The organism is Actinoplanes sp. NPDC023714 (assembly GCF_040639855.1).
Taxonomy (GTDB): domain Bacteria; phylum Actinomycetota; class Actinomycetes; order Mycobacteriales; family Micromonosporaceae; genus Actinoplanes.
Genome location: NZ_JBFAAR010000005.1, coordinates 263,014 through 288,510 on the forward strand (window position 1 = coordinate 263,014; position 25,497 = coordinate 288,510).

The following is a 25,497-nucleotide window of genomic DNA, read 5'->3' on the forward strand; positions in this document are numbered from 1 at the left end:
GACGTTGGCGCGTCGGGCCTGCGGCACGCCTGGAAAACGGCGGCAGCGGCCTGATCCATCAGCCGGGTAGATGATCACCCTTTGCTCTGACGGTCCAGTGCAGCGAAGGTCACCGCCATCGGGCCTGACCTCGGGGTGGCTACCGTCCACGTTGCAGCGAGAGCACGAAATGTTGTTGTAGCGTCACTTAGCGTGCACTATTGAGTGATAAGCGTGGATGGCCAGCGAAGGGTGCGCCGTGGTCTACATGCCCATACTCAAAGGCAGGGAAGGTGAGCTCAAAGCCATCGATCATCTGCCGGAAGTGCTGGCAGCGAGGGTGATGCCGATCTTCGAGGTGCCGCCAACCAGTGGGGATCCGATCAAGGATGCCCACAGCTTCGCCGAGAAGGCCCGGAACGTAATACCGCGGGGGATGAGCGTGGCGGTCGACGCTCGTTACCTGGATGATCCGGACGGAGGCTGGCGGGGAGCGCTGCAGACTGTCGTCGACGATTTCGCCGATTGGTGCGTCCCAATCCGGCCGGTTCTCCACCTAAACGACTCCGAGCGCCGTCTGACAGAGGCGCGACAGGCTGCGGAGATGCATGATGGGCAGGCTGTCATCCGGCTCGGCGGCGACATCGCCGATCCTGACGAGGATGAAGCCGAAGCGGCGCTGGCTAAGCTCTGCCGGCGGGCTGGGACGACGATCGAAAGGTCTGCACTCGTTCTCGATTTCTTCGACGTTCGCTCAGAGCGCGACATCGGCAGAGTCGAAGCGCTGGCACGAAAGTGCCTAGTCTGGGCGCGGCGCTATCCGTGGGAATCCATCACGGTGGCCTCAGGGGCGATGCCGGAGTCGATCAGCGGCCTCCCGTACAACATCGCCACCCCTATACCCAGACGCGACCTTGCTCTCTGGAGACGACTCCAAGATCCCGACATCGTATTCGGGGACTACGGCATCGCCCACCCGAAGATGAGCGTCAAGGGATGGCCTCCACCTCCGAACCTTCGGTACACCGACGAGGATGTGTGGTGGATATACCGATGGGCGCGCGACGGCAACGGCTACAAGAGCATGTACGACCTTTGCGCCTCGCTGGTGGCGGCGGATCACTGGCCGGCAGAAGGTGCCGCGTACTCCTGGGGCGATGCCGAGATCGCGCAACGCGCCGCCGTGCTCGGAGGTCCCGGGAACGCGACAGGATGGCGAGCCTGGGGCACGGCACACCACCTGACCCACGTGCTGAAGATGCTCGAAGATTCGCACGATACCGACGGCTGACTCCCCGTCGCCCGCTTCGCCGATCGTCACCCCCTCGCTGTTGGTCGACGGCCGCCCGGAATGCCGCTTATGGTGCTTTGGGTGGCGCGGAGTTTGATCTATGACTGGCAGGGTGGTGATGCTGCGGTGGGTGGTGATCCCTCAACCAGGCCGATGACCCACTAGCCTGGCTCCATGCAGGAGGGGCGCTGGACGACGGTTACTCCATCGCAGTTCGAGCACGAGCGGGAAGCACTCGAACACATCCGGGGTCTCCTACCCGACTCCGAGCCCTACCGTGCGTGGTCGAATTTCACCTTCACTGCAGAGACCGGCCACGTGTACGAGGTCGATCTTCTCGTGGTGACTCCGGGCGGGATCTACCTCGTCGAGGTCAAAAGCTTGCATGGGCGGCTCTGGAACAGTGGATCCACCTGGATGCTCGACAACCAGTCGGTGCGCACCTTCGACAACCCTCTGCACCTGGCGGACAGCAAAGCCAAGCGACTGCGCTCGCTGCTGGCCGCTCAAGTCCGCCGATCAGGGGGCAACGAGAAAATCCCGTTCATTCAGGGCGCGGTCTTCCTGTCGGTTCCCAGCCTGCAGGTGGCATTGGACCCGCACCAACTGCACTGGGTGTTCGGCCCCGAGCCGGCGAAAGGTGGGCCGGCCGCACTGCCCGGCGTCTGGTCGAGCCTTCTGGGTCGTACACCACGTGACGATCCGCAGCGCCAGCTCACCGCGGCGGCCTCCCGGGCGCTCGGCAAGTTGCTCGACGGAGTGGGTATCGGACGCAGCCGCCGGTACTACCAGGTTGGCTCCTGGAAGCTCGACGGTAAGCCTTGGGATGTCGGCCCCACCTGGCAGGACCACCTGGCCAGGCACGCGAAGTTCCCGAAGGAGCACCGGCGAGTCCGGATCTACCTGGTCGAACGCAATTCCGCCAAGTCGGTGCGGGCCAGCATCGAGCGTGCTGCCCGGCGGGAGATGCTGGCATTGCATGGCATCAGCCATCCCGGCATCGTGCAGGTCGACGGGATGGAACCGCACGAGGGCGGGCCGGCACTGATCTTCCGGCACGATCATCAGGCGATGCGGCTGGATCATTTCATGGCCCAGTACGGCGAGAAACTGGAGATCGGCACCCGGCTCGACATGATCCGGCAACTAGCCGAGGCGATGGCGTACGCGCACGGGCGCAAGCTCTATCACCGTGCCCTCGCGGCACGCAGTGTCCTGGTCAGCCCCGGACGAGCGCGCACTCCCGGCGAGGACCCGTGGGCCGATCCGCAGTTGCAGATCAGCGACTGGCAGGCGGCCGTACGAGAAAGCGAGTCGACCAGCGGAGGTTCGGGGATCGCGGCCACCGCTACCCGGGATGGCGCCCACCTGGAGCGGTCGGCCGAAGCGTACCTGGCGCCGGAGCTGAGCCTAGCCGACACGGACCCGATCGCCCTCGATGTCTTCGGGCTCGGCACTCTCTCCTACCTGCTGCTCTCCGGAAAGGCTCCAGCAGCAAGCAGGGCCGAGCTGATGACCAGGCTCAAGCGGGAGGACGGTCTACGTCCGTCGGCTGACGCGGACTCGGTCTCGGAATTTATGGACGAGTTGGTGCAGGCCGCGACGGCACCCGTCCCGGCCCGGCGGCTGTCCACGGTCGCCGAGGTGCTGGACATGCTGGTGTGCATCGAGGAGGAGCTCACCGCACCCGCTGTCGAACCGGTGCAGGTGATCGACCTGCTCGAAGCCCGTCCGGGCGATGTCGTGTCGGACTGGCGGATCAGACAGAAACTCGGCACCGGTTCCACGTCACGGGCTTTCCTGGCGGACAACCTACAGACCGGCGCCGAGGAGGTGCTCAAGGTCGCGCTCTCGGACGAGAAGCGCAGCAGGTTGGAGCACGAGGCCCGGGTGTTGCGGGGCATCAGCCAGGATTCCGGGGTCATCAGGCTGGCCCGCGAGGAACCGATCGACATCCCGCCGCGCACGATGATCGTCCTGGAGCATGCAGGTTCGGTCACGGTTGCCCGCAAGCTGCGCGAGGACGGGCGGCTCACGATCGACGAACTCGAGACCTACTCCGACTATCTCTTCCACGCCGTCGACCATCTGCAGGGCGAAGGCGTCTATCACCGCGACATCAAACCCGACAACATCGCCATCCGGGTACGGAAGAACCGTACCCGGCAACTGGTTCTTTTTGATTTCTCGTTGGCCGCGGCCGCGGTCACGGAGGTGGAAGCGGGTACGCCAGGCTATCTCGACCCGTTCCTCGGCACCCCGAACCGGCCCGTGTACGACGACCACGCCGAGTGGTACGCGGTCGCAGTGACCCTGCACGAGATGGCCTCCGGTGAACTCCCCCTCTGGGGTGACGGAATCACCCCGATCGACTTCACGGACGGCCCTCCGACGCTGGCCGTCGAAGCCTTCGACGCCGCTATCCGCGATGGTCTCGTCGCCTTCTTCACCCGTTCGCTGGATCGGGACGCCAAACGCCGATTCCGCACCCTGCGGGAGATGCGCAGCGAGTGGCAGCAGGTCTTCCGCAAGTCCGACCGGACCGCTCCGGTCGGTTCACTGCACCCCGAGGACGATGACACCGCGCAGGAGCGTGACGCGGCGGCCGACCGGGCGACGCGGGCAACCGTGCTGGAGGCATCCGGGCTGACCCCGCGTGCGGTGTCGGCTGCGCACCGCCTCAACGCCCATACCGTCGGTGAACTACTGGCCCTCGGTTCCAAGGATCTCTTCACCCTTCCCGGCCTGGGTGCCAAGACCCGTGGCGAGCTGCAGCAACGCCTCAAGCAGTGGCGAATCCGGCTACACGAGCAGGAGCCCGTGGTACTGCCCGAAGCCGAGGCGACACCGAAGCCGACCGGCGGCTCGCACGAGCCGGACGGGCGGGAGCTGTCGCGGATCGGCCTCGACAGCGTCGTGGCGAGGCTGATTCCGAAAGCCCGAGGGCGTAACCACACCGAGGTGGAGGCGGTCCGGCTGCTGTTGCGCCTGCCTGATGCCGATGGTGCACTTCCCGACCTCGCGGCGTGGCCACAGCACCCCGCTGTCGCGGCGCGGCTCGACGTGACACCGGGTCGGATCGCGCAGATCCTCATCGATCAGCGGAAGAGGTGGCGGTCCGACCCGCTGATCCGCAGTGTCCACGATGAGATCGTCGACCTGCTCGCCGCCAGCGGCCGGGTGGCGAGCGTCGCCGAGTTGGCCGCGCACCTGCTGGCCAGGCGCGGCTCGTCCGTCTCCGACGAGGCGTTGCGCGACGCGCTCAGCATGGCCGCGGTGCGGGTTGCCATCGAGATCGACCCGGCGGACGAGCCGCGATTCCTCACCCGCCGGCACGACGAGCTGCTGCTGGTCGCCCTGGAGGTCGGCACCGGAGACCCGGCCGACACCCCGGCCGCCCCGGCCCTGCTCGATCACGCCGACGCTCTCGGCAAGGTCGCCAAGCGACTGGCCGGTCAGGAGGTGTTGCCGAGTCCCGCGACGGTTCTGCGGGAGCTGAGTGCGGTGTTCATCAAGGGCAGCCGGTTCGGTATCAATTTGGATGACCGGCGAACCGTACATCTCGCCGCTGCTGCCTCCGGTGTCGCGGCGGCCTCGCCTCGCCTGGAGATCTATCCGCGTGACCTGGATCCGGTCCGGGCGATGCGGCTCTCCCAAGCAGGGGTGGTGCCCGCCCAGTTCGGTGACGGTGAGGACCCGGGGCTGACCCCGCAGCAGATCCAGGAACGGGTTCGTGCCCGGTTCCCGGAGTTGCCACCGCTGCCCGAGCACCCGGCCCTTCACCACCTGCTGACCGCCGCCGGTTTCGACCTGATCTGGCGAGGCGGCGGTTACCGGCGCCGCAAGTCCGATGGCTCGTCGCTGCTCGCTACGTCGGTGCGTCGACGTTCGACATCGACGTCGGCATCCCCATGGACGGTGGACGAGCCGACGCTCGCCGAAGCGATCCGGACCGAGCAGCGGTTGGTTTCCGCCAGCCAGGAGACCGGTTTCCGGGCCCTGACGGTACGCACGGACCGGGTACGTCCGGCGGCCGATGCGCTCGTCGGGCGCTTCGGGGCCCGGCACGTCTCGGTGACCGAACGCTTTCTCATGCACCTGCGCCAACTCGTCAGTGCGCGGCCGAAACCGACCTGGCAGAAGGTTCTCTCCGCGGACGCCGCCGACCCGAACTCCCGGGATGCTCTCAAGCTGGCCGAGTTCACCCAGCAGGCCTGGCAGAGCCTGCGCCCCGAACTGCTCGACGCGATGCTGCGCGGCCGGCCGTTGCTGCTCGACGACGGTGCGACGCTGGCCCGCTATCGCGCGATGGACCTGATCGAGGAGGTCGCCCAGGCCGCGCGGGACGGCGCCGGGCCGGTCTGGCTGCTCTGCCCGGCCGAGGACCCGGGCCAACTGCCGCGACTGGATCACGCGGTCGTGGCCGTCTCACCCGACGAATGGATCACCCTGACCGACGAGTGGGCCGACAACAAACACCGCAGCCGTCACGCCTCGTAGTCGTCACTCGAGTCCGCCGCCGGCTGCGGTTCCACACCCATGCTGCGCATGAACTCCTCCTCCAGCGAGCCGAGGTAGGCGCTACGTTCCCTGACGAAGCCCTCGGCGTCACCACCGAGCATCCTGGTCAGGGCCGGGACCGGGATGCCATGGCTAGCCACCACGTCGCGCAGCAGCCGCGGTGGAAGTGCGGTGAGTTCCCGGACGAGACCATGCGCGGTGTGTTCCGGGAGCATCATGCGGTTCGCTGGTCCCTGAGAGCCGGTCGGCATGATGCGGCGGTACGCGGTAATGCCGGACCGAATGAAGAGTTCCGTCGCGTCGAAGGGTTTGCCGCTGAGGTCCAGCCGTCGACTGAACTCACGCAGCTCCCACAACAGGTAGGCCCGGCTTCTGCTGTGTACCGAGCCGAGCCGCTCGGACAGCGGTCTCACCTGCGGAAGGAGACTACGACTCTCGGTCTCGGAGGCGAACCCCGCCTTGGCGATATTCGCTCTGATGCTGTGATGACGTTTGCTGAGTGGCTCCCAGGTCGTTCCGGTCCAAGCCGTCAACCAGAACCATTGAACCAGGTCTGCCGTCTGTTCCTCGTTCAGCTCAGGGTTGCCGTCGTAAGTCGCCACCAGCCGGAGCAGTTGATTGTCCTCCGGTAGCAGGCACATGTGCGGGACGCCGGCTTCGTACCGGAGGAAACGGATTGTTCGAGCCAGTGCGACATCGGTGCGCCGAGTGATGTCGTCGATCCTGTCCTCGAGCTTGGCGGCGACCTCAGCCCAACGCGGCTGAAGGGGGAAGGCGTCGATGCCGCCCACGCGCAGACAGGCACGGAATAGCAGTCCCGCGTCCGGCGCGCCGAAACCGGTCGCGGCAACGTTCTGTCGCAGAGCCTCAATGCGGTCGGCGAGGCTGTGGTGCGTGACGCGATAGGTCAGAGCCGACACCAGATCGTATGGCTGAATCTTCCGTCCGCCGCTGTTTACCCTGGTGAACGCCTCGACAGCGTGCGAGATGCTGCCTCCGACCAGACGAATGACAGCGATCTTGTAGGACTTGATGCCCTGTGCCAAATGCTCGGCCTCGTCGATCAAGGTATCAGCCTGATCGGCGGTTGCCGGATCCCGTGTGACCTGCCGCGCATATGCCAGGAAGTCCATCGTCCGCAGCACGGCCTGCAGGGGTAGTAGCCGAGGGGCGCCCTCCACGTCGGGTTGCCCGTGAATGAACCGGAGCGCCCGCGCGCCGACGTTGTCGCCCAGCCGACGGTAGATGTGCCACTGCGGATCGTCCGTAGACGGTCGCTTCACCAGCGTCCCGAACAGCGTGGAAAGACGTTGGTGGCCATCGAGCAGGTAAGAGACGGTGCGGTCCGTCGGTGGCGGAGGAATGTCGATACCTGCGACAGTGTCCAGGCTCGGCACCTTGAGGGCGGTTTCCCAAACCAGGATGCTGCCGATCGGATATCCGCCCTCGATGCTGTCGAACAATTCCAGCATCTGTTCCGGAGACCAAACGAACGGGCGCTGGAAGCGGGGCACGCGCAGCCGGCCGGCTGCGATGTCGTCGAGCAGCGTTTCCAGCAGCACCACATCGGGCCGGACGACACCACCGTCGTCAGGATCGGTCACGGGTGCACTCCTAGATCAGGCTCTCGATGAGCGCCAGCAGCTTACGCAAGTCCTCGGCCGCTTCGGGATCGGTCGCATGGAAGTCATCCTCGGAGAGGCTGTCACGCATCTCGTACATTTTCTTCAAGACCCCGCCACCGAAGCCGGACGCTAGAGCTTGTCGTGTCTCAGCGTCGAGACCGTCGAAGAAGTTCCGCTGCTCGGAGGGTAACCGCCGGGGTATCCCGTTCTTCATGTCAAAGTGCCGACGCTGTCGGGGAATCAGCCGCTCGAGGTGCACGACGCGGGTTTCGGCCGCACCGGCTTGACCGGTGCAGGCGAGCACACGGTTCGGTGCGTAGTTCTCGGCCTCGCGAAACATCAGGACATGCGTCGACACCCCGATGGCCTCCAGGTCGCGGGCCTTGTGCCGGTTCGGGCCCTCGTGTTCAGGAGTGAGCGCGTCGCTGTCGAAGACGGCGACCACGCGGATGGTGTGATGGAAACGCCCAGCCTCCTCCAGGGCGACGGCCGGCATCGAACCGCAGCCGCCACTGTGCCGGAATTCCGCCCAGTCGTTCGCGAACGCCTCTCGGATCCGGTCTGCCCGGAACGCATGGATGACCGCCTGGAGAAAGTGCTTGTCGCCAGGGATGTTCTCAATCACGACGACTGCGGCCCGGGTCAGATCGGAAGCATCCTTGGCGAGACTCTTATGCTCGACCACGATGACTCGACCCCGCTGCTCGGCGCCTGTCCAGGCCAGATTCTTCACGGCGGCTTTCTGCGCGAGATCCAGGTAGACGGTTGCCAGCGTTGGATGATGCTTCTTCAGGTACGAGGCGACGTCGTCGACGATTTCGATGTCGACGATCCAGTCGTGCCGTCCCTCGTCGAAGGTGGCCAGTAGCCGACCCGCGGCGGTGATCTGCTGAGGCTCGGGATCGGTGGCAGTGAAGACCTCCGGGGCCAGCTCAACTTGCACTGGCGGCCCTCCTGGCTCGCTGCGCCCGGGCAAGTTCCCGAGTCTCCTCGAAGTCCTCGGCGAAGACGCCCTCCGGCCAGTAGTCGAGGTTGCCGTTCTCGTCGATGGCGATCCGCCGTGCGGTGGACACCCCGTCCTGCTGATCGACGAAGTAGACGGCCACCGTCGCCGGATCCAAGCCCTGCGCGATGTGCCGGCGCAGCCGCAGCAGGAACGTCTCACTGTGCGTCTCGATCAGGAACCGCGTGGAGTCGCTATTGCGGATCGCGTCGAGGAACAATTCCGCCAGGTCGGCGTGCGCGGCCGGGTGAAGATGCAGTTCAGGCTGCTCGATGATCTCGAGGACCGGTCGTCCCGGCGGTGTGACATCGTCAATGGCCCGTTGCACCAGGATGGGAAGCATCTGTGCCACCCCGGTCCCGGTGTCGGCGAGATTCACCCGAACCGACTCGTCACGGGCAGAGACCAGCACCACGGATCGCATCCCGCCCTCCGGCATCACGTCGACCCGCCATCCCGGCAGGTGATCCCGGAGGTAGAGATTGACCTGATGCAGCAACCGGCCCTCACGGCGTAGTTGATCGTTCGCCAGGATCCCGGCGGTGTTCTCGCCGGTGACACCCACCTCTGACGTCCAGCGGCTGGGTAGCCGGTACCGACGGCGCGGCCGTTCCCGGAACGGCCCGAGATAGCGCACAGTGGGGTAGCCGAGGGTGAAATCGAAATAGGCCCTCTGGACTCTCTCTGCCACGTCGCGCGGGAAGTCTGCATGGCGTGACAGGTGACCCGGCAGAAGTCCGCTGAACGCTACAGGCACACCCTGCCACGTCCGATCGCCCACGGTGACCGTGTAGGTGAATGGGAGCTTGGGGGGATCGTCGAGCTCCCACTCCAGCCGACAGGTCAACCCTTCTCCGTCACTCAATTCGAAACGGTCGACGACTTCGGTGTGGTGGTCACTCAGGTGCAGAACTGTCGCAGCCATTCGAACACTCCGGCTCCCGGAGCCGACCTCCAGCTCAACGTCGATCGACCCGCGGTGCACTCGGGCGTCATGCACCAGATCGGTGAAAGAGTCGACTAGCTCTTCGCCGAGCCGGTCGAGGTCGAGTGGCGGCCCTCCGACCTCGCCGATCCCGGTGCCCAGGATCAGTGGAGCGCGGACCAGGGCGCTTTTGCCGGAGTTGTTGCGGCCGAGGATCACGGTGAGCGGGGCGAGGTCGATGACCTGGCGCTTGGCGAAGCCGCGGTAACGCCCCAGAGCCATCCGGACGAGAGCCATGCAGAAACCATAGTGGACGAAGTGCTCATGTTACGTCACCCGAAGTGGCCGAGTCGTCCGGCGGCTCATAGCGAGAGAGTCTTACCTAGGGGACCGAACCATGCTGAGGCGGTGGTTCAGACAGTCGGGTCAGCCCGATGGCCGCGGAAGCGACAAGAGACAGCCCGATAACCGGAGCGGCAAGCCACACGGCGCATCCGGACAGAAACGGCGTCCACTGGGCTTCCTCGGGCGCCAGATATGCGACCAGCTGGTCAGGGGCGGGGTCAGGTTTTCGGGCGAGATCTTCGAGCAATTGCAACTCGTCGGCCGTGATGGGACGGAGAGATAAGCGCTGGGCTGTTCGTTGAGATCAGTCATTGAGCCTTTTTCATCCTGCGTAGCGGTTGGCTTCGACGTGGTGCAGGACGAGGATGGCCTGCACGATCGTGGTAGCGCGGCGTGGGCAGCAGCGCAGCTTGGTGAGGATCTTCCAGGTCTTGAGCGTGGCGATCGCGCGCTCACCGCGGGCGCGGATCTTCGCGTGCGCCCGGTTGACCGCCGTCTGCCGGTGTGACAGCTTCGGCCGGAAACGGCGCCGCTTGAACGGGGTGCGCACGCTGCCGCGGGCACCTTGATAACCCTTGCCCGCGAAGGTCATCACGTCTGCGCTGTTCAGCGCGTCGATGATGCCGTGGGTGCGGGCGGCGGTCAGCTCGTGGGCCGAGCCGGGCAGCGCGGCCGAGGCCCAGACGAGACGTCCGGCCGCGTCGGCGATGATCTGCACGTTCACTGCGTGGCGCTTGTGTTTGCCAGAGTAGTACGGCTTCTGGTTGACAACCCGGTCGATCAGGATCAGGGTGCCGTCCAGGATCGCGTAGGCCAGCTGCCGGATGCGCCACATGACGGTGTCCAGGTCCTCGGCGGCCGCGCTGAGCAGGGTGATCGCTTCCTCGTAGCGCCAGGCGGATCGCTATCCCAATCTCGAAGCCGGCGGCCAGGCGGGTGTAGGTGTCGCCGTTGCGCAGGTGGGCCAGGGCCAGGAGGGCCTGGCGGCCCGGGGTCAGTCGCCTCCATCGGGATTTGCGCTGCTAGCGGTGGCCGCGGAGGCGGTCGACGAGGTGGTTCAGGGTCCGGCTGAACAAGGAGATGGTGGCAGGGTAGGACAGCATGGCGAGGCTCCCGGTCGGGGCATCGGGTTTTGGTCGATTTGCTGTCCTACTGGAGCCTCGCCCTCACCGATCACCGGCCCCCTGCTTACCGCGCTGACCTGCAAGATCAGGTTGGAAAGGCTCATTCTTCTACTGGACGACAGGAAACAGGCAACCTTAATAACTCTATGAGTCCGATCGGCTACAGAATCTGTGCTCTGATTCGGGTGTAGACGCCGTCGTGGCACGGCTCCCGACGGATCGCGCGATGGGCTGCAGGGCCGGCTCACCGGGTTGACGCGGCGCCGTGCGCTTGCGGTCGGTCGCGTTTGCTGGGCGGTACGGTGTTGCGGGTTCGTGCCGGTCCGGGCGGCGCGCTGGTGGGGCGAGGGTGAGCGGCGTGATCAACGCGGAGGCGTTGCGGAAGGATCTGCAGGGGCGGGTCAAACTTTTGGAACAGGACCTAGTCGAGCAGGTCGGCACGAGCGGGCCGCTCTACAGCGGGCTGCGAGCGGAGTACGATGCGGCATTCCAGCTCAAACGCACCGCCTCAACCTGGGCCGTGTGGCGCGACGAGCGGATCACCCAGGCAGCGGTCGCCTGGATCCTGGGTACGGTCTTCGTCCGCTTCTGCGAGGACAATGGGCTGTTCGGTGATGCCTGCTTCCTCGCCGGGCCGATCAAGGATCGGGCGATCCTGGCCGAGGAGGCCCAGGAAGAGTACTTCCGGATGAATCCTGCCGACAACGACCGGCACTGGCTGCTGACCGCGTTCGACCACATCGGGCGTACCCAGGCCGGCAGGACGCTCTTCGACCCGAAACACAACGCCGCCTACCAATTGCCGATCAGTCCGGACGCGGCCAAGGAGCTGATCGCCTTCTGGCGGCGCACCAACGCCGACGGCGTCTTGATCCACGACTTCACTGATCCGGACTGGGGCACCCGCTTCCTCGGCGACCTCTACCAGAATCTCTCAGAGGCCACCCGCAAGACGTACGCCTTGCTGCAGACCCCCGAGTTCGTCGAAGAGTTCATCCTCGACCTGACGCTGACCCCGGCGATCGACGAGTTCGGCCTCGACGTTGTCAAGATGATCGACCCAGCCTGCGGCTCCGGCCACTTCGTCCTCGGTGCTTTCCACCGCCTGGTCAACCGATGGCGCGAGACCACCCGGCGAGAACCGCACGAGATCGTCCGCCTCGCCCTCGAAGCCGTCCACGGCGTCGACATCAACCCGTTCGCGGTAGCCATCGCCCGCTATCGCCTTTTGATCGCTGCCCTCAAAGAGGCTGGATTTACAAGCTTCGATGAAATTAGGCAGGTGGTCTTTCCGCTGAATCTTGCCATCGGTGACTCCCTGATCCGGGTTCGACAACTTACTCTCGATGGCGCTAGTGACGCAGAAAAGCTGGCCACTTTCAAGTATGCAGTGGAGGATCTCCACGAGCATCCGGAAATTTTGCGTGATGGTAGATATCACGTCGTCGTAGGAAATCCTCCTTACATCACTCCAAAAGACAGCAAAGCCGCACGCACTTATTCTGAAACTTATCCCGATGTGTGCGTGGGCAGCTTCTCATTGGCCGTGCCTTTCGCCAAGCTGATCTTCGAGCTTGCGGTTGTTGGTAGTTCCGATGGTCGAGCCAGCGGGTACACCGGGCAAATCACGGCAAATTCCTTCATGAAGCGCGAGTTCGGCGAAGCTCTGGTAACCAAATTTTTCTCTCGCAAAGTAGATCTGACGCACGTCATTGACTCATCAGGTGCCTACATTCCCGGACATGGAACGCCGACCGTGATTCTGATCGGTCGCCGTCGTGCAGCAAGCTGGTCTGGAACCACCCGTACGGTCAGGTCTGTTCGGGGTGAGCCGGGCTTGCCGGGCGACAGCAGTAAAGGGATCGTATGGGCAGCGATCGTTGATCAGACTTCGCGAGTCAATTCTTCAAGTGACTGGGTGAGCGTGGGTGATTTGGGAAAGGATAGATACTTTCGGCGCTTCCCGTGGATCCTGCAGGATGGCGGACTCGAGCTAGTTGAAAAGATTGAGGCTGGGCGAAGTAATCGCCTGTCGACCCTGGCGACACGGATAGGGTTCTATGGAGACACGCATGCCGACGATGTATTTATGATGCCCAAATCGGCCTTACTGCTCCCCGATGTGGCGGCCGGCCAAATCAAAAAAGCGAACAAGGGCGATCAGGTTCGCGATTGGTCGGCTTCAGAGTTCGATCTAATGCTTTTCCCTTACGATGAGCTTCATGGCCTTCTGTCTTTCGAGCAGGTTAGCCTGCCGCTGCAGAGGCATCTGTGGCAATTTCGATGGGAACTCTGGATGCGAAGCGCGGGGGGCGGAACGTATTTTTCTCGGGGAAGAAAGTGGTGGCAATGGCATCAACTCCCGAAAGATGAGGGATCTCACCCTTGGTCACTTCGATTCGCCTTTGTTGCTACTCATAATCACGTAGTCCTCGATACGGAGCGGCGCGCTTCAAGTCGAACTGCCCCTGTGATCAAGATGCAGGAAAATGCAAAGCATGAAGACTTTCTGGGAACCTTAGGGCTGCTGAATAGTTCTACTTCTTGTTACTGGCTCAAACAGGTAAGTCATGACAAGGGCAGCCAAGGTGTCAACGAGGGCTTCAAAAGCCAGGAGTGGGAGCGGTTCTACGAGTTCACCGGGACTAAGTTGCAGGATTTTCCGCTGCCTGCGGCGTACCCGATTGGGTTGGCGACGGCGCTGGACGAAAGTGCGCGGCGCCTGACGGCCTTGAGCCCAGTGGAGATCGTGAAGGAGAAGGTTCCGACGCGGGAGCGGCTGGCGGAGGCCAAGGACGGGTGGCATGCCACGCGGGGGCGGATGATCGCGCTTCAGGAGGAGCTGGATTGGGAGGTCTATCATCTCTACGGGCTGCTTGACGATGCTTTGACCTGTGTGGACGTTCCGGAGATCAGGCTGGGGGAGCGGGCGTTCGAGATCGTGCTGGCGCGGCGGATGGCGCGGGGCGAGACCGAGACGCAGTGGTTCGCGCGGCACGGTTCGACGCCGATCACCGAGATTCCGGAGCGCTGGCCGGCCGCGTACCGGAAGATCGTCGAGAAGCGGATCCGAGTCATCGAGACCAACCGCTATCTGGCGCTGATCGAACGGCCGGAGTGCAAACGCCGCTGGGCCACCGAGGGCTGGGACAAGATGCAGGAGCGGGCCCTGCGAGATTGGCTGCTGGATCGGTGTGAGCAGCGGGAGCTATGGTTCGAGCCTGACGAGTACGGGTTCGACCAGCCCCGCCCATTGTCCACCGCAGGGCTTGCCGATGAGTTGCGGCGGGACGCCGATTTCGTGTCGGTCGCCGAGATCTACGCTTCCGATACGGATCTGGGGAAGGTCGTCGCCGACCTGGTCGAGTCCGAGCACGTTCCCTATCTTGCGGCGCTCCGCTATAAGGACTCCGGGCTGGACAAGCGAGCCGACTGGGAGCACGTCTGGGACCTGCAGCGGCAGGAGGACTCGGCCGAGGACGAGGAGGCGAAGCAGCGGATCCGCAAGACGATCCCGGTGCCGCCGAAGTACGTCCAGGCCGACTTCCGTAAGACGAGTTATTGGTCGAACCGCGGGAAGCTGGACGTGCCGAAGGAACGGTTCATCTCCTACCCGCGAGCCCAGCGTGACGGTGACCCGTCGCAGCTGATCGGCTGGGGCGGATGGGATCACCTGGACCAGGCGCACGTCCTGTCGATGCTGATTGTGGAGCGCGGTGATCGGGATGGCTGGCCAGCCGACCGTCTGGTGCCGTTGCTCGCCGGGCTGCGGGAGATCCTGCCGTGGGCGCGGCAGTGGCACTACGAGCTGGAGCCGGATGCCGTCGACGAGTATCAGGGTCTGCTCGGTGAGCGGCTGGCCCGCTGGAATCTGACCATGGACGACCTGACCGGCTGGCGTCCACCGGCTCCGGTGCGAGGACGAAAGACTGTGCGTGGCTAAGCAGACGTCACCGGAGGCGGAGTGCGTTCGCCGGACCGAGCGGTATGGGGCCGAGGACCTACACGCCGTGCTGCGGCTGTCTGACTCGGGACTGCTGAAGTGTAGTGTCACGACGAGCAGGCCCGCGGCGGCCACCGTCGTCGAGGCGGCCGCGGTGCTGTCCGCCGGCGACTTCTACCGTGCCGAGCCGGCTATCGCGGTCGCCTGGCCGCTGCTGATGCAGGCCGGAGGGCTCGGCGAAATCTCCGGCGCAAAGCGGACGCTGACCGCCACCGGCCGGGCCGCCCTCGGTAAACCCGCGGCCGACGTGCTCCGGGCGCTGTGGCGGTCCCGGCTCAACAAAGGGCTGATCGACGAGTTAAGCCGAGTCGAGAACATCAAGGCCCAGCGGACCGAGAACCTGATGGAGTGCACGTACGAGGTGGTGGCCAAGGTGATCAGTCACGATCGGCGGCTGCGAACCCTCTGCACCCCGGTCGGAGAGCGGCGACTCGCCGTACCTCTCGATCCGTAACCGGCGTTTCGCCCGGCGTTGGCCGGGCTTGGATACGCGCTTCCGGCTACGGCGTCGAATAGTCTCGAACGGTACGGTGGTCAGCATGTCAGCGCAGAGTCAACCGCCCCTGCTCAAGGAGTACATCTACATCCCCGAGCCCTCTGCGACGAGTGACAGCGATTTCGTGCTGAAGCTGGCCGACGGGGTGGAGAACGCCGAGCTGACCCTCAAGGACTACATTCTGCCGCCGTCGCTGGTGGCGAACTTCGACGAGGCGCTCAACCTCATCTCCGGTGCGCTGACCACCGGCACCTCCCGGGCCGCCTACCTGCACGGCTCCTTCGGTGCGGGTAAGTCGCATTTCATGGCGGTGCTGTATGCGCTGCTGCGCAACGACCGTGCCGCCCGGGACCGGCCGGAGTTCGCGCCGCTGCTGGTCAAACACGACTGGCTCGGCCGGCGGAAGTTCCTGCTGATGCCGTACCACATGCTCGGTGCGCGTTCGCTGGAGCAGAAGGTGCTCGGCGAGTACGTGCTGCGGGTGCGGGAGCTCGAACCCGGCTGTGATCTGCCGGCGGTGCACCGTACCGACGCGTTGCTGGAGCAAAGCCGGCATCTGCGGGAGCAGATCGGTGACGAGGCGTTCATCACCGGCCTGCCCGGCGAGAGTGAGGAGGACGATTGGGACGACGACCCGGTCAGTTCCTGGACGCCGGCTGCCCTCGACGCAGCCTTCGCCGCCGCCCACGACGACGAGGCGCGGCGCAAGCTGGTCAGCGATCTGCTGAGCAGCTGGCAGAAGGGCTTCTTCCGCAACGCGCTGGAGGACGCGGAGGGGTTCGTCGCCCTGGACCGGGGCCTCACCGAGATCGCCCGGCATGCCAAGAGCCTGGGGTACGACGCTCTCGTGCTCTTCCTCGACGAGTTGATCCTCTGGCTGGCCAATTCGATCGGTGACGAACGGTTCGTGGCCCGCGAGGTCCAGAAGATCACCAACTTCGTGGAGGGGTCGGACGCCCGTCGGCCCATCCCGGTGATCACGTTCATTGCCCGCCAGCGTGACCTGCGCGAACTCGTCGGTGAAGGGGTCACCGGGGCGACCGAGCTGGGCTTCCAGGACGCCCTGGATCTGGCCAAGGGCAGGTTCGACCGGATCACCCTGGAGGACCGCAACCTGCCGGAGATCACCCGCAGGCGTCTGCTGAAACGGATCGGCGGCGACGGCAGCCCGCAGGATCGCGAGCTGGACCGCCGGTTCGAGGAGGTGCAGCGGGTCCGGCCGGACGTCTGGGACACCCTGCTCGGCGTCGACACCGGCAGCGGCGCCGATCTCGAATCGTTCCGGCAGTCGTACCCTTTCAGCCCGGCCTTCCTCTCCACCCTGGTCTACGTCTCCAGTGCGCTGCAACGGTCCCGGACCGCGCTCAAGCTGATGCGGCAGCTGCTGATGGAGCGCCGGGAAGAGCTACGGCTCGGTCAGCTGATCCCGCTCGGTGACCTCTACGACGTGCTCAGCCGTGGTGGTGATCAGCCGTTCACCGAGAAACTGAAAGCCGAGTTCGAGACAGCTCAGAAGCTCTACCAGGGCAAACTGCGGCCCTTCCTGTTGGACACCTACGGTCTGACCGACGAGGATCTCGAAGCGGTACGGCTGGGTGAGCCGTTGCCTGCGGACAAACGCGTGAAAGTGGTGCGATTCCAGGCCGACGATCGGCTGATCAAGACGTTGCTGTTGTCGGCGCTCGCGCCGTCCGTTCCGGCCCTGCGCGACCTGACACCTCGCAAGTTGTCGGCCCTCAACCATGGCAGCTTCGTCAGCCGGGTCCCCGGCAACGAGGTCGGCGTGGTCCAGGAGAAACTGGAACGCTGGTCCGAACGGTTCGGCGAGATCAAGGTCAGCGACGGCGACAACCCGTCGGTCCGGCTCGAACTGGTCGGCATCGACGTCGACAGCGTGATCAACTCGGCCCGGCACTTCGACACCCAGGGCTTCGGCGCCCGCAAGACGATGGTGAAACGGCTGCTCTGGGAGGAGCTCGGCGTCACCGTCACCGACCAGTACGTCGATCTCGCGCATGTGGTGTGGCGGGGCAGCCGGCGCTCGATCGAGGTCGTCTACGGCAACATCCGCGACGACAAGGAACTGCGGGACGAGACCTTCCATCCCTTCACCGCGGGCGCCTGGCGGCTGGTGATCGACTACCCGTTCGACGATAAGTCGTACCACCCTTCCGACGATCGGGCCCGCGTCGCCAAGATCGAATTCGCGGATCAGACGGTGTGCTGGATTCCGGCCACTCTCACCCTGAGCCGGCAGAACGATCTGGGCCGCCTGGTGATCCTGGATGCACTGCTCAGCGGGCAACGTTTCGCCTCACACGCCAAACATCTCAGCGAAGACGACCGGCAGCGGGCACACGCCGCACTGACTAGCCAGCGGGACGCGCTCATGCTGGCCATGCGCGGTGTGCTGCGGCAGGCTTACGGGTTGGCCGCCAAGAAATCGGCGGATGTGCTCACCACGTACGACGAGCATCTGATCAACCTGGCCGGCGGCCCGCCGCTGACCCTGCCGGTCGGCGCCCGCTTCAACGCCGCCCTGCACAGCATCGCCGACCAGATCCTGCAACGGCAGTTCCCGGCGCATCCCGACTTCGACCCCGACCGCAAGGGCGAGGCTCTCAAACCCGGTGAACTGCGCACCGTCTTCGACTGGGTGCGCCGCGCGGTCGAGGCCAGTGACGGACGGGTCGAGGTGGACCGCAAGGACCGGCAGATCATGCGCCGGATCGCCAACCCGCTGCGGCTCGGTGAGATGCACGAGGCGCCGTTCATCCTCGGCCGGCACTGGGTCGAGCACTTCCACCGCAAGGCCGGGCAGGAGGGCATCAGCGGTGACCTGCCCGCCCGACGGCTCTTCGCCTGGCTCGACGACCCGCAGCCGCGAGGCCTCGACCCCCTGGTGGCCCGTCTGGTGCTGGCAGCCTTCGCCGAGCAGACCGACCGCACCTGGATGCGTCACGGCGCCGTGCTGACCCCCCAACCGGAACCGAGCACGATCTCCGACGACATGACCCTGCGCACCCCGGAACGCCCGGAGGACGCCGACTGGGAGAAAGCCCGGGAACGGGCCATGCACCTGTTCGGGTTCATGCCGCCGGTGCTGCCCCGCGGCCGCCTGGTCGCCCTTTTCGTGCAGGACCTCTCCAAACACGCCCGCAACCACCGGGCAGCCGCACGTGACCTGGTCGATCTACTGGAACGCCACAGCGAGCGGCTGGGGCTCGACCATCGGGCCGCCTCCGGACGGTTGCGCACCGCCCACGTGGCCGCCGATCTGCTCGACGGACTCGACTCCCGGCATAATAATGTGGAGATCGTGCGCCAGCTCGCCCGCGCCGACCTCGGCGGCCCCGCCGAGCGGGTCGGCACGAGCATCCGCAGCGCACGAGAGGTCAGCGGGGCCCTCGGCGCCACCGACTGGGACACCCTCGACCTGATCGCCGATCTCGACGAGCAGTGGCGTCCGGAAGCCGAGGAGATCTTCGCCGACCTGCGCCGGGCAGCGCAGGACGACGAACTGACCACACCACTGATCCCGGTGCTGCGCCGATGCCGGAGCCGCGCCACCGAACTGCTACGGCGAACCACCAAACGGCAAAAGCCCGAGAACCCGCCGCCGCTGCCGCCGAAGAAGTCGCTGCCCGCTGGCCACGACCTGGTGCCGGCCACGGAACTGGAGAGTGCACTCGCTGATCTGCGGGAGGCCGCCCGGCAGCACCCCGGACAGCGGGTGGAGATCAACTGGCGGATCGTGCCGTGACCGTCTCCGACCCGGCCACGCCGGCGCTGGCGGTCAACCCGGCTGTGCTGGCACAACGGATCACCAAGATCCTGCAGGACCGGCCGTCGACGCCCGCGCCGATCGTTCTCGTCGCGGCGGCCGCACACTGGCCCTACGAGCCGGTGCAGACGACCCGTACCGGTATCGAGTTTCAGGTGATCGCGGCGGAGTCGGTCCTGGCCATCTGGGAGCAGGTCGTCGCGGAGCACACCAGACCCACCGTCATCCTCACGCCGGTGCCGGAGGAGACGCTCGGCATCGGCCTGCTCAGCCGGGTCGTGCACCGGTCGGTGTTCCGGATGGAGCCGTGGGCCGTCATCGCGGAGTCCTTCGGCGCCCAGCGGATCGACCCTCGCCTGACCGAGCTCCGCTGGGCCGGGCCGGCCTTGCTGGACGCCACCCCGGCCCGCGGCTGGCCGCCGCTCGCCGGGACCGTGCTGCAGCGTGATCTGGCCCTGCGGCACCTCACCGTCGAACGGTTCGGTCTACGGCGTCTCGGCGTCGAACCGGACGATCTCGACGACGCCGTGCTGCTGCGGTGGAGTGCCCTGAACGCCTCCGGGCCGGACCTCGACCAGCTCGCCGACACCGAACGGCTGGGCATCCTCGCCTGGCTCGGCGAGACGTTCGGGCCCACCGGCCGGATGCTCGCCCTTCTCGCCCGGACCGGGCACATCGGTGACCTGCTGCCGCTTGGGCTGCTCTGTGCGGCACTCTGGGCCGAGCCGGGCGGCACCGACCAGCGTGCCCAGGGACGCATCGAACAGTATGCCGGTGCTGGGCATCTCGACCCGGCCGCGATGCGCGCCTACGGAGCAGCCGCGCAGGACCTGATGAGCAGCCTGGTGAACCCGACCGATCAGCAACCGGCCGAGATCACCCCGCAACGTGTGCTGGAGCGGGCCGAGGACCTGCTGACGATGTTCTCCGCGCACACCGCCGCCGAACACAGCAGCGTCCTGCCGACCGGGTTCGACCGTGCCCTGGCTGCCGTCGCCCACACACTGGAACAGGCACTCGGTGGCACCCGGGCGGCGGTCCCGGCCGCCGAGTCCGCCGTACGAAGACTCGCCGAACACCTGCTGGCCGGACGCTACCGGCACCGGCTGCAGCGTGCCGAGATGGCGATCCGGCTCCTGCGGTGGCTGGAGATCCCGCCGCGATCCTTCACCAGCACGGGAGAGGCGATCGATGCCCACGTCGGCGAGTTCTCCTGGGTCGACACCGCGCTCGAACACATCTGGATCGGCGATGACGCCCATCCCGCCCTGGCCCGGGCCTACCGGGCACTGCACGACCGGGTACGTGAACGGCGGAGGACACTCGACAGCGACTTCGCGACCGCTCTCGCACACTGGGCACGGCACCCTGTCGGTGCCTGGACGGTCGACACCATCCTCGGCAAGGTCGTCGAACCGTTGGTCCGTGACGGGGACCGGGGTGTGCTACTCGTCGTCCTGGACGGGATGACCGTCGCCGCGGCCAACGAGATCACCGAAGAACTGACCGGCAACGGCTGGCAGGAGTACGACCCGGCGGGATCCCGCGGGGTCGGCGGCGCCCGGCGGCGCGGGGTGGTCTCCGGGCTCCCGTCGGTCACGGCAGTCTCGCGTACCTCCCTGCTGACCGGATCGTTGCGGCGCGGTGACCAGGACGACGAGCGAGCCGCTTTCGAAAAACATCCGCTCTGGCAGGGCCGCAAGGCCCGCCTCTTCCACAAGAACAACCTGTACGGGGATGCCGGAGGAGTACTGAGCACGGATCTCGTCGACGCGCTCGGCGAGCCGGACACGATCGTCGGCGTCGTGATCAACACCATCGACGACGCCTTGGACCACGGCCGGGAGAGCGCCGACGCCGGATGGCGGATCAATCAACTGGGAGTCCTGCGCACCCTTCTCGACCATGCCAGCTATCAGGGGCTGGCGGTCATCCTGACCAGCGACCACGGGCACGTGCTGGAACGAGGCGGGCAACTGCGAGCCGCCGCGGCTCCGGCATCGGCCCGGCACCGCCTCGACGCCGCGGAACCCGCCGACGGCGAGGTCGAACTGAGCGGCCCCCGAGTGCTCGACGGCGACCACCGTATCGTGGCGCTCTGGGAGGAGAACGGCCGATACCTGCCGCGCCGGGCCGGCTACCACGGCGGCGCCTCACTTGGGGAGGTGACCGTGCCGGTCGTCGCGCTACTGCCACTCGGCGCGCCCGCACCACCGACCTGGCGGCCCCTCGGCACCCAACAACCGACCTGGTGGAACCCGCTGAAGGTGTCCGCCCCGCCGGTCGAACAGCCGGTCGTGGCCGCGCCTTCGAAAGCCCGCAAACCAAGCCGCAGGGAAGCCGACCAGGGCGAGACGCTCTTCGAACTGTCGGGCCCCCCACCCGCATCAGCCACGCCCGATCTGGTGGGCACGGTCCTCGCCTCGGAGATGTTCCACGCCCAGCACGCACTCACCCCCCGCAAGTTGCCGATCGCCAAGATCCGCGGCGCGCTCACGGCGCTGGTGCAGGCCAACGGGACACTTCCGGTCGTCCTGGTGGCCCAGAGCGCCGGGGAGGCCGCCACCCGGGCCGGCGGATTCGTGACCACCCTGCAACGGATCTTCAACGTGGACAACTTTGCCGTGATCTCCGTCATCGACGACGGACGAACCGCCCGGCTCGACCTCGCCCTGCTGCGGCAACAGTTCGGTGTCCCGGGAAGCATCCGATGAGCACGTCGATCAGTACGGTCCGGCGCCGTCAGGTGATCGACGCGCTACGCCGCGGTGCCGTACCCGAAAGCGGCCTTGATCTCCTCGCGGTGGGCTTGGACCGGTTCGCTTCGGCGCTGCGCGAAGAGATCGACGCGGCAGCGTCCGGCGGCGCGGTCTTCAAAGCGGTGCGCGGCGAATACGGGGCCGGCAAGACGTTCTTCGCGCGGTGGCTCGCCGAACAGGCCAGACGGGCCAACTTCGCCACGGCGGAGGTGCAGATCTCGGAGAACGAGACCCCGCTGCACCGACTCGAAACCGTCTACCGACGAGTCATCGAACGGCTGTCGACAGCAACCTTTCCGGCCAGCGCCCTGCGCCCGATCATCGACGCCTGGTTCTATGCCCTCGAAGACGACGCGGCTGCTGCGGGTGACGTCGATCTGGAGGACCAGTCAGCCGTGGACGCAGCCGTCGACCGGCTGCTGACCCAACGGCTCGCGGCGGTCGGCCGTACCGCCCCGATGTTCGCCAACGCCCTGCGCGGGTACCGGGCAGCCCTCGCAGCCGGCGATGCGGCCGGCGCCGACGCCGTGCTGGCCTGGCTCGGCGGGCAGCCACACGTGTCCGCCGCCGCCCGAAGGCACGCCGGCATCCGCGGCGACCTCGACCATTTCGGTGCGCTCGGCTTTCTCCAGGGCCTGCTCGTCGTGCTGCGCGACTGCGGCTATCCGGGACTCCTGCTCGTGCTCGACGAGGTCGAGACGCTGCAACGGGTCCGTTCCGATGCCCGGGACAAGGCACTCAACTCACTGCGCCAACTCGTCGACGAGGTGCACTCCGGCCGTTTTCCCGGGCTCTACCTCGTCATCACCGGAACACCCGCGTTCTTCGACGGCCCCCAGGGCGCCTCCCGGCTCGCGCCGCTGGCCCAGCGCCTCGCCACCGACTTCCCAGATGAGCCACGCTTCGACAACCCCCGGGCGGTTCAACTACGCCTTCCTGGATTCACGCTCGACTCCCTCACCGAACTCGGCGCCCGGGTGCGAGACCTCTACGCGGGCGGCTCCGACGCTAAGGACCGCGTGCTGCGCCTCGTCGACGACACCTACCTGGCCGACCTCGGCCGGGCCCTCACCGGAGAACTCGGGGGCAAGGTCGGCATCGTCCCGAGGCTGTTTCTGAAGAAACTGGTCTCCGGTGTCCTCGACCCGGTCGAACTGCACCCCGACTTCGACCCACGCCGACACTTCACGCTCACCGTCTCCGGCGCCGAGCTCACCGACGTCGAACGCAACGCCCGGCGCGCCGACGAGATAGAACTCGACCTTTGACGACCGAGCTACTACACCCTGTGCTGGTCCACCACATCGTCAACACCCTGGGCTGGCCTCGGCTCCGTGATCTGCAACAGCGGGCCATCGAGCCACTGGCCGACGGCCACGACGCGATTCTGCTGGCTGCCACGGCGAGCGGAAAGACCGAAGCGGCGATCTTCCCACTGCTGTCCCGGATGGCCACGGAGGGCTGGACCGGCACCACCGTGCTCTACCTGTGTCCACTCAAAGCGCTGCTCAACAACCTCACCCCGCGGCTGCAACGGTATGCCGAATGGCTGGGCCGTCGCGCTGCGCTCTGGCACGGTGACGTCACCGCGTCGTCCCGTCGCCGCATCCTGGCGGATCGCCCCGACATCCTGTTAACCACCCCGGAATCCGTCGAGGCGATGCTGGTGAGTGCGAACGTCGACCACCAGATGTTCTTTCGGGACGTACGGGCCATCGTCGTCGACGAAGTGCACGCCTTTGCCGGCGACGACCGGGGCTGGCACCTGCTCGCCATCACCGAACGCCTCACCCGAATCACCGGCCGCCCCATCCAGCGGATCGGGCTGTCCGCCACCGTCGGCAACCCTGCGGAACTGCTGACCTGGCTCCAGGGCTCCGGCCGCGGGAAACGCACGGGAACAGTGATCGCCCCACCGGCAGCACCCGTACCGCACGGCAGCACCCCGCCCGGAGACATCGAACTGGACTACGTCGGCTCCCTGCACAACGCTGCCAAGGTCGTCGCCGGCCTGCACCGAGGCGAGAAACGACTGGTCTTCTGCGAGTCACGGCAGCGCGTCGAAGAACTGGGCGCCCTGCTGCGAGCCGCCGGCGTAACCACGTTCCTCTCCCACGCCTCCCTGTCGGTGGACGAACGACGACGCTCCGAGGAGGCCTTCGCCGAGGGCCGGGACTGCGTCATCGTCTCCACCAGCACGCTGGAACTAGGCATCGACGTCGGCGACTTGGACCGGGTCATCCAGATCGACGCACCGCAGACCGTCGCCGCTTTCCTGCAACGGCTGGGAAGAACCGGCCGCCGGGCCGACACGACACGCAACTGCCTCTTCCTCACACTCGACGGCCGGTCGCTTCTGCACGCCGCGGGTCTGCTCAGCCTGTGGTCTCGCGGCTGGGTTGAGCCGATCGTCGTACCGCCCGAGCCCCGGCACATCGTTGCTCAACAGATACTCGCCCTGGCACTGCAGGACGGCCGAGTCGGCGACCGTCTCTGGGCGCAGGCATGGAACGGCCTCGAACCGTTCACAGAACGCTCCGCCGTCATCGTCCGGCACCTGGTGGAGCACGGCTACCTCGAATCCGACGGCGGGATGCTCTTCATCGGCCCGGAGGCGGAGTTGCGCTTCGGTCGCCGCCACTTCATGGGCATGACCGCGGTGTTCACCGCAGCACCGGAATTCACGGTCATGGCAGGACGCACGGAAATCGGCAGAATCGACCCGAGCCTGCTCATCGAGGAAGTTACCGGTCCGCGCCGGCTGCTCCTGGGCGGCCGCAGTTGGCAGGTGACCTACATCGACTGGAACCGGCGGCGATGCTTCGTCGAACCGGTCGACAGCGGCGGCAAAGCACGGTGGACGGCCAGCGAGCTTTCGGGTCTTTCCTTCGCTTTGACGCAAGCCATGAGGCAGGTGCTCCTCGGCGACAATCCGGCGGTACGGATGACACGACGAGCCGAGAAACGCCTTGCCGAGCTTCGCGAGACGGACGCCCACACGGTGACTCGTCAGGGCAGTACGGTCACGCGTACCCCGTCCGGTTATCTGTGCTGGTGGACGTGGGCTGGCTACCGGGCGAACGCCACACTCGTCAGCACGCTGAGCCGAGTCACCGAACCTGTTCAGGACCATCGCGACACGTATCTGCGGTTGCGGGCCGATGTCACACGCGAAGAGTGGCTGGAAGCGCGGGAAGACGCGACCGAACACCTGAGCCTTCCCGAGATCAGCCTGAAAGCACTGGAGGGCCTGAAGTTCAACAGTGCACTACCCGAGCGCCTGGCCACCGCAACTCTGGCCGCCCGGCTGGCGGACCTTCACGGTGCCGGTACGGTGCTCACCGAGCCTTCGATGTTCATTCACTTGTGACGGTTCGCTCTATGGATCAGATGCTCTCTTCGCGGTCGCTGTCAGCAACGGACTCTGGCGGCGGCTCGGGCTGATGGGCCGCGGCCGTGTCGAGCATGGTGATCCGCAGGTGGTCGCATGGCGCTGCTTGAAGCGGGTCCTACGCTGTGTGATGGCCTCGCGTGGTGATCCGGTGGTGATCGGGTGTCGGCGACCGTTTCAGCACGAGCGCGACCGCATCAGCACGTTCGAGTGGCGGTTATCGATCACCGAGGCGCTTGAATCATGCACTC

The 25,497-nt window shown here is 66.2% G+C and carries 11 protein-coding genes and 1 pseudogene; 8 read left to right on the forward strand and 4 right to left on the reverse strand.

All coding sequences use genetic code 11. From position 1 onward, the window contains the following. Positions 1 to 247: 247 nt before the first annotated feature. Entirely contained in the window at positions 248 to 1,270 is a 1,023-nt protein-coding gene (locus tag AB0G10_RS24045) for a beta family protein (RefSeq protein ID WP_360926448.1), read from the forward strand. A 174-nt stretch (positions 1,271 to 1,444) separates the two neighbouring features. Next, positions 1,445 to 5,770 (forward strand): BREX system serine/threonine kinase PglW, encoded by a 4,326-nt coding sequence (pglW, locus tag AB0G10_RS24050; protein ID WP_360925684.1) that lies wholly within the window; start codon positions 1,445 to 1,447, stop codon positions 5,768 to 5,770. Here pglW and AB0G10_RS24055 read toward each other — a convergent pair. The 4 genes and pseudogenes from AB0G10_RS24055 to AB0G10_RS24070 form a co-directional block, all read right to left on the reverse strand. Further along, positions 5,758 to 7,395 carry a DUF262 domain-containing protein gene (locus AB0G10_RS24055; RefSeq protein ID WP_360925687.1) on the reverse strand — a complete coding sequence of 546 codons (1,638 nt, stop codon included), beginning with the start codon at positions 7,393 to 7,395 and terminating at the stop codon, positions 5,758 to 5,760. The genes pglW and AB0G10_RS24055 overlap by 13 nt on opposite strands. A gap of 10 nt (positions 7,396 to 7,405) precedes the next feature. Then, entirely contained in the window at positions 7,406 to 8,359 is a 954-nt protein-coding gene (locus AB0G10_RS24060; RefSeq protein ID WP_360925690.1) for a hypothetical protein, read from the reverse strand. Next, entirely contained in the window at positions 8,349 to 9,641 is a 1,293-nt protein-coding gene (locus AB0G10_RS24065; RefSeq protein WP_360925693.1) for a DUF3696 domain-containing protein, read from the reverse strand. Before AB0G10_RS24065 ends, AB0G10_RS24060 begins: the two co-directional genes overlap by 11 nt. 370 nt (positions 9,642 to 10,011) lie before the next feature. Next, a pseudogene (locus AB0G10_RS24070) lies at positions 10,012 to 10,792 on the reverse strand (transposase family protein). A 379-nt stretch (positions 10,793 to 11,171) separates the two neighbouring features. Here AB0G10_RS24070 and pglX point away from each other — a divergent pair. The 6 genes from pglX (at position 11,172) to AB0G10_RS24100 (ending at position 25,225) form a co-directional block, all read left to right on the forward strand. After that, positions 11,172 to 14,756 (forward strand): BREX-2 system adenine-specific DNA-methyltransferase PglX, encoded by a 3,585-nt coding sequence (pglX, locus tag AB0G10_RS24075; RefSeq protein ID WP_360925696.1) that lies wholly within the window; start codon positions 11,172 to 11,174, stop codon positions 14,754 to 14,756. A gap of 67 nt (positions 14,757 to 14,823) precedes the next feature. Further along, on the forward strand, positions 14,824 to 15,270 hold the full coding sequence (locus tag AB0G10_RS24080) for a hypothetical protein (protein ID WP_360925699.1): 447 nt from the start codon (positions 14,824 to 14,826) through the stop codon (positions 15,268 to 15,270). Between the two features lie 85 nt (positions 15,271 to 15,355). Further along, a complete protein-coding gene (locus AB0G10_RS24085; protein ID WP_360925702.1) occupies positions 15,356 to 19,075 on the forward strand; it encodes a hypothetical protein in 3,720 nt (1,239 codons plus the stop codon). Then, positions 19,072 to 21,810: a BREX-2 system phosphatase PglZ gene (gene pglZ, locus AB0G10_RS24090; RefSeq protein WP_360925705.1), complete on the forward strand. Its 2,739-nt coding sequence runs from the start codon at positions 19,072 to 19,074 to the stop codon at positions 21,808 to 21,810. Before AB0G10_RS24085 ends, pglZ begins: the two co-directional genes overlap by 4 nt. Then, a complete protein-coding gene (brxD, locus tag AB0G10_RS24095) occupies positions 21,807 to 23,123 on the forward strand; it encodes a BREX system ATP-binding protein BrxD (protein ID WP_360925707.1) in 1,317 nt (438 codons plus the stop codon). The genes pglZ and brxD overlap by 4 nt, the downstream gene beginning before the upstream one ends. Beyond that, a complete protein-coding gene (locus tag AB0G10_RS24100; RefSeq protein WP_360925710.1) occupies positions 23,120 to 25,225 on the forward strand; it encodes a DEAD/DEAH box helicase in 2,106 nt (701 codons plus the stop codon). The genes brxD and AB0G10_RS24100 overlap by 4 nt, the downstream gene beginning before the upstream one ends. Positions 25,226 to 25,497 lie beyond the last annotated feature (272 nt).

Bases quoted from the DNA above. Each gene is read 5' to 3' on its own strand.
- AB0G10_RS24045 (WP_360926448.1), top strand. From the start codon at position 248: ATGCCCATACTCAAAGGCAGGGAAGGTGAGCTCAAAGCCATCGATCAT.
- AB0G10_RS24065 (WP_360925693.1), bottom strand. From the start codon at position 9,641: ATGGCTCTCGTCCGGATGGCTCTGGGGCGTTACCGCGGCTTCGCCAAG.
- pglW (WP_360925684.1), top strand. From the start codon at position 1,445: ATGCAGGAGGGGCGCTGGACGACGGTTACTCCATCGCAGTTCGAGCAC.
- AB0G10_RS24085 (WP_360925702.1), top strand. From the start codon at position 15,356: ATGTCAGCGCAGAGTCAACCGCCCCTGCTCAAGGAGTACATCTACATC.
- brxD (WP_360925707.1), top strand. From the start codon at position 21,807: ATGAGCACGTCGATCAGTACGGTCCGGCGCCGTCAGGTGATCGACGCG.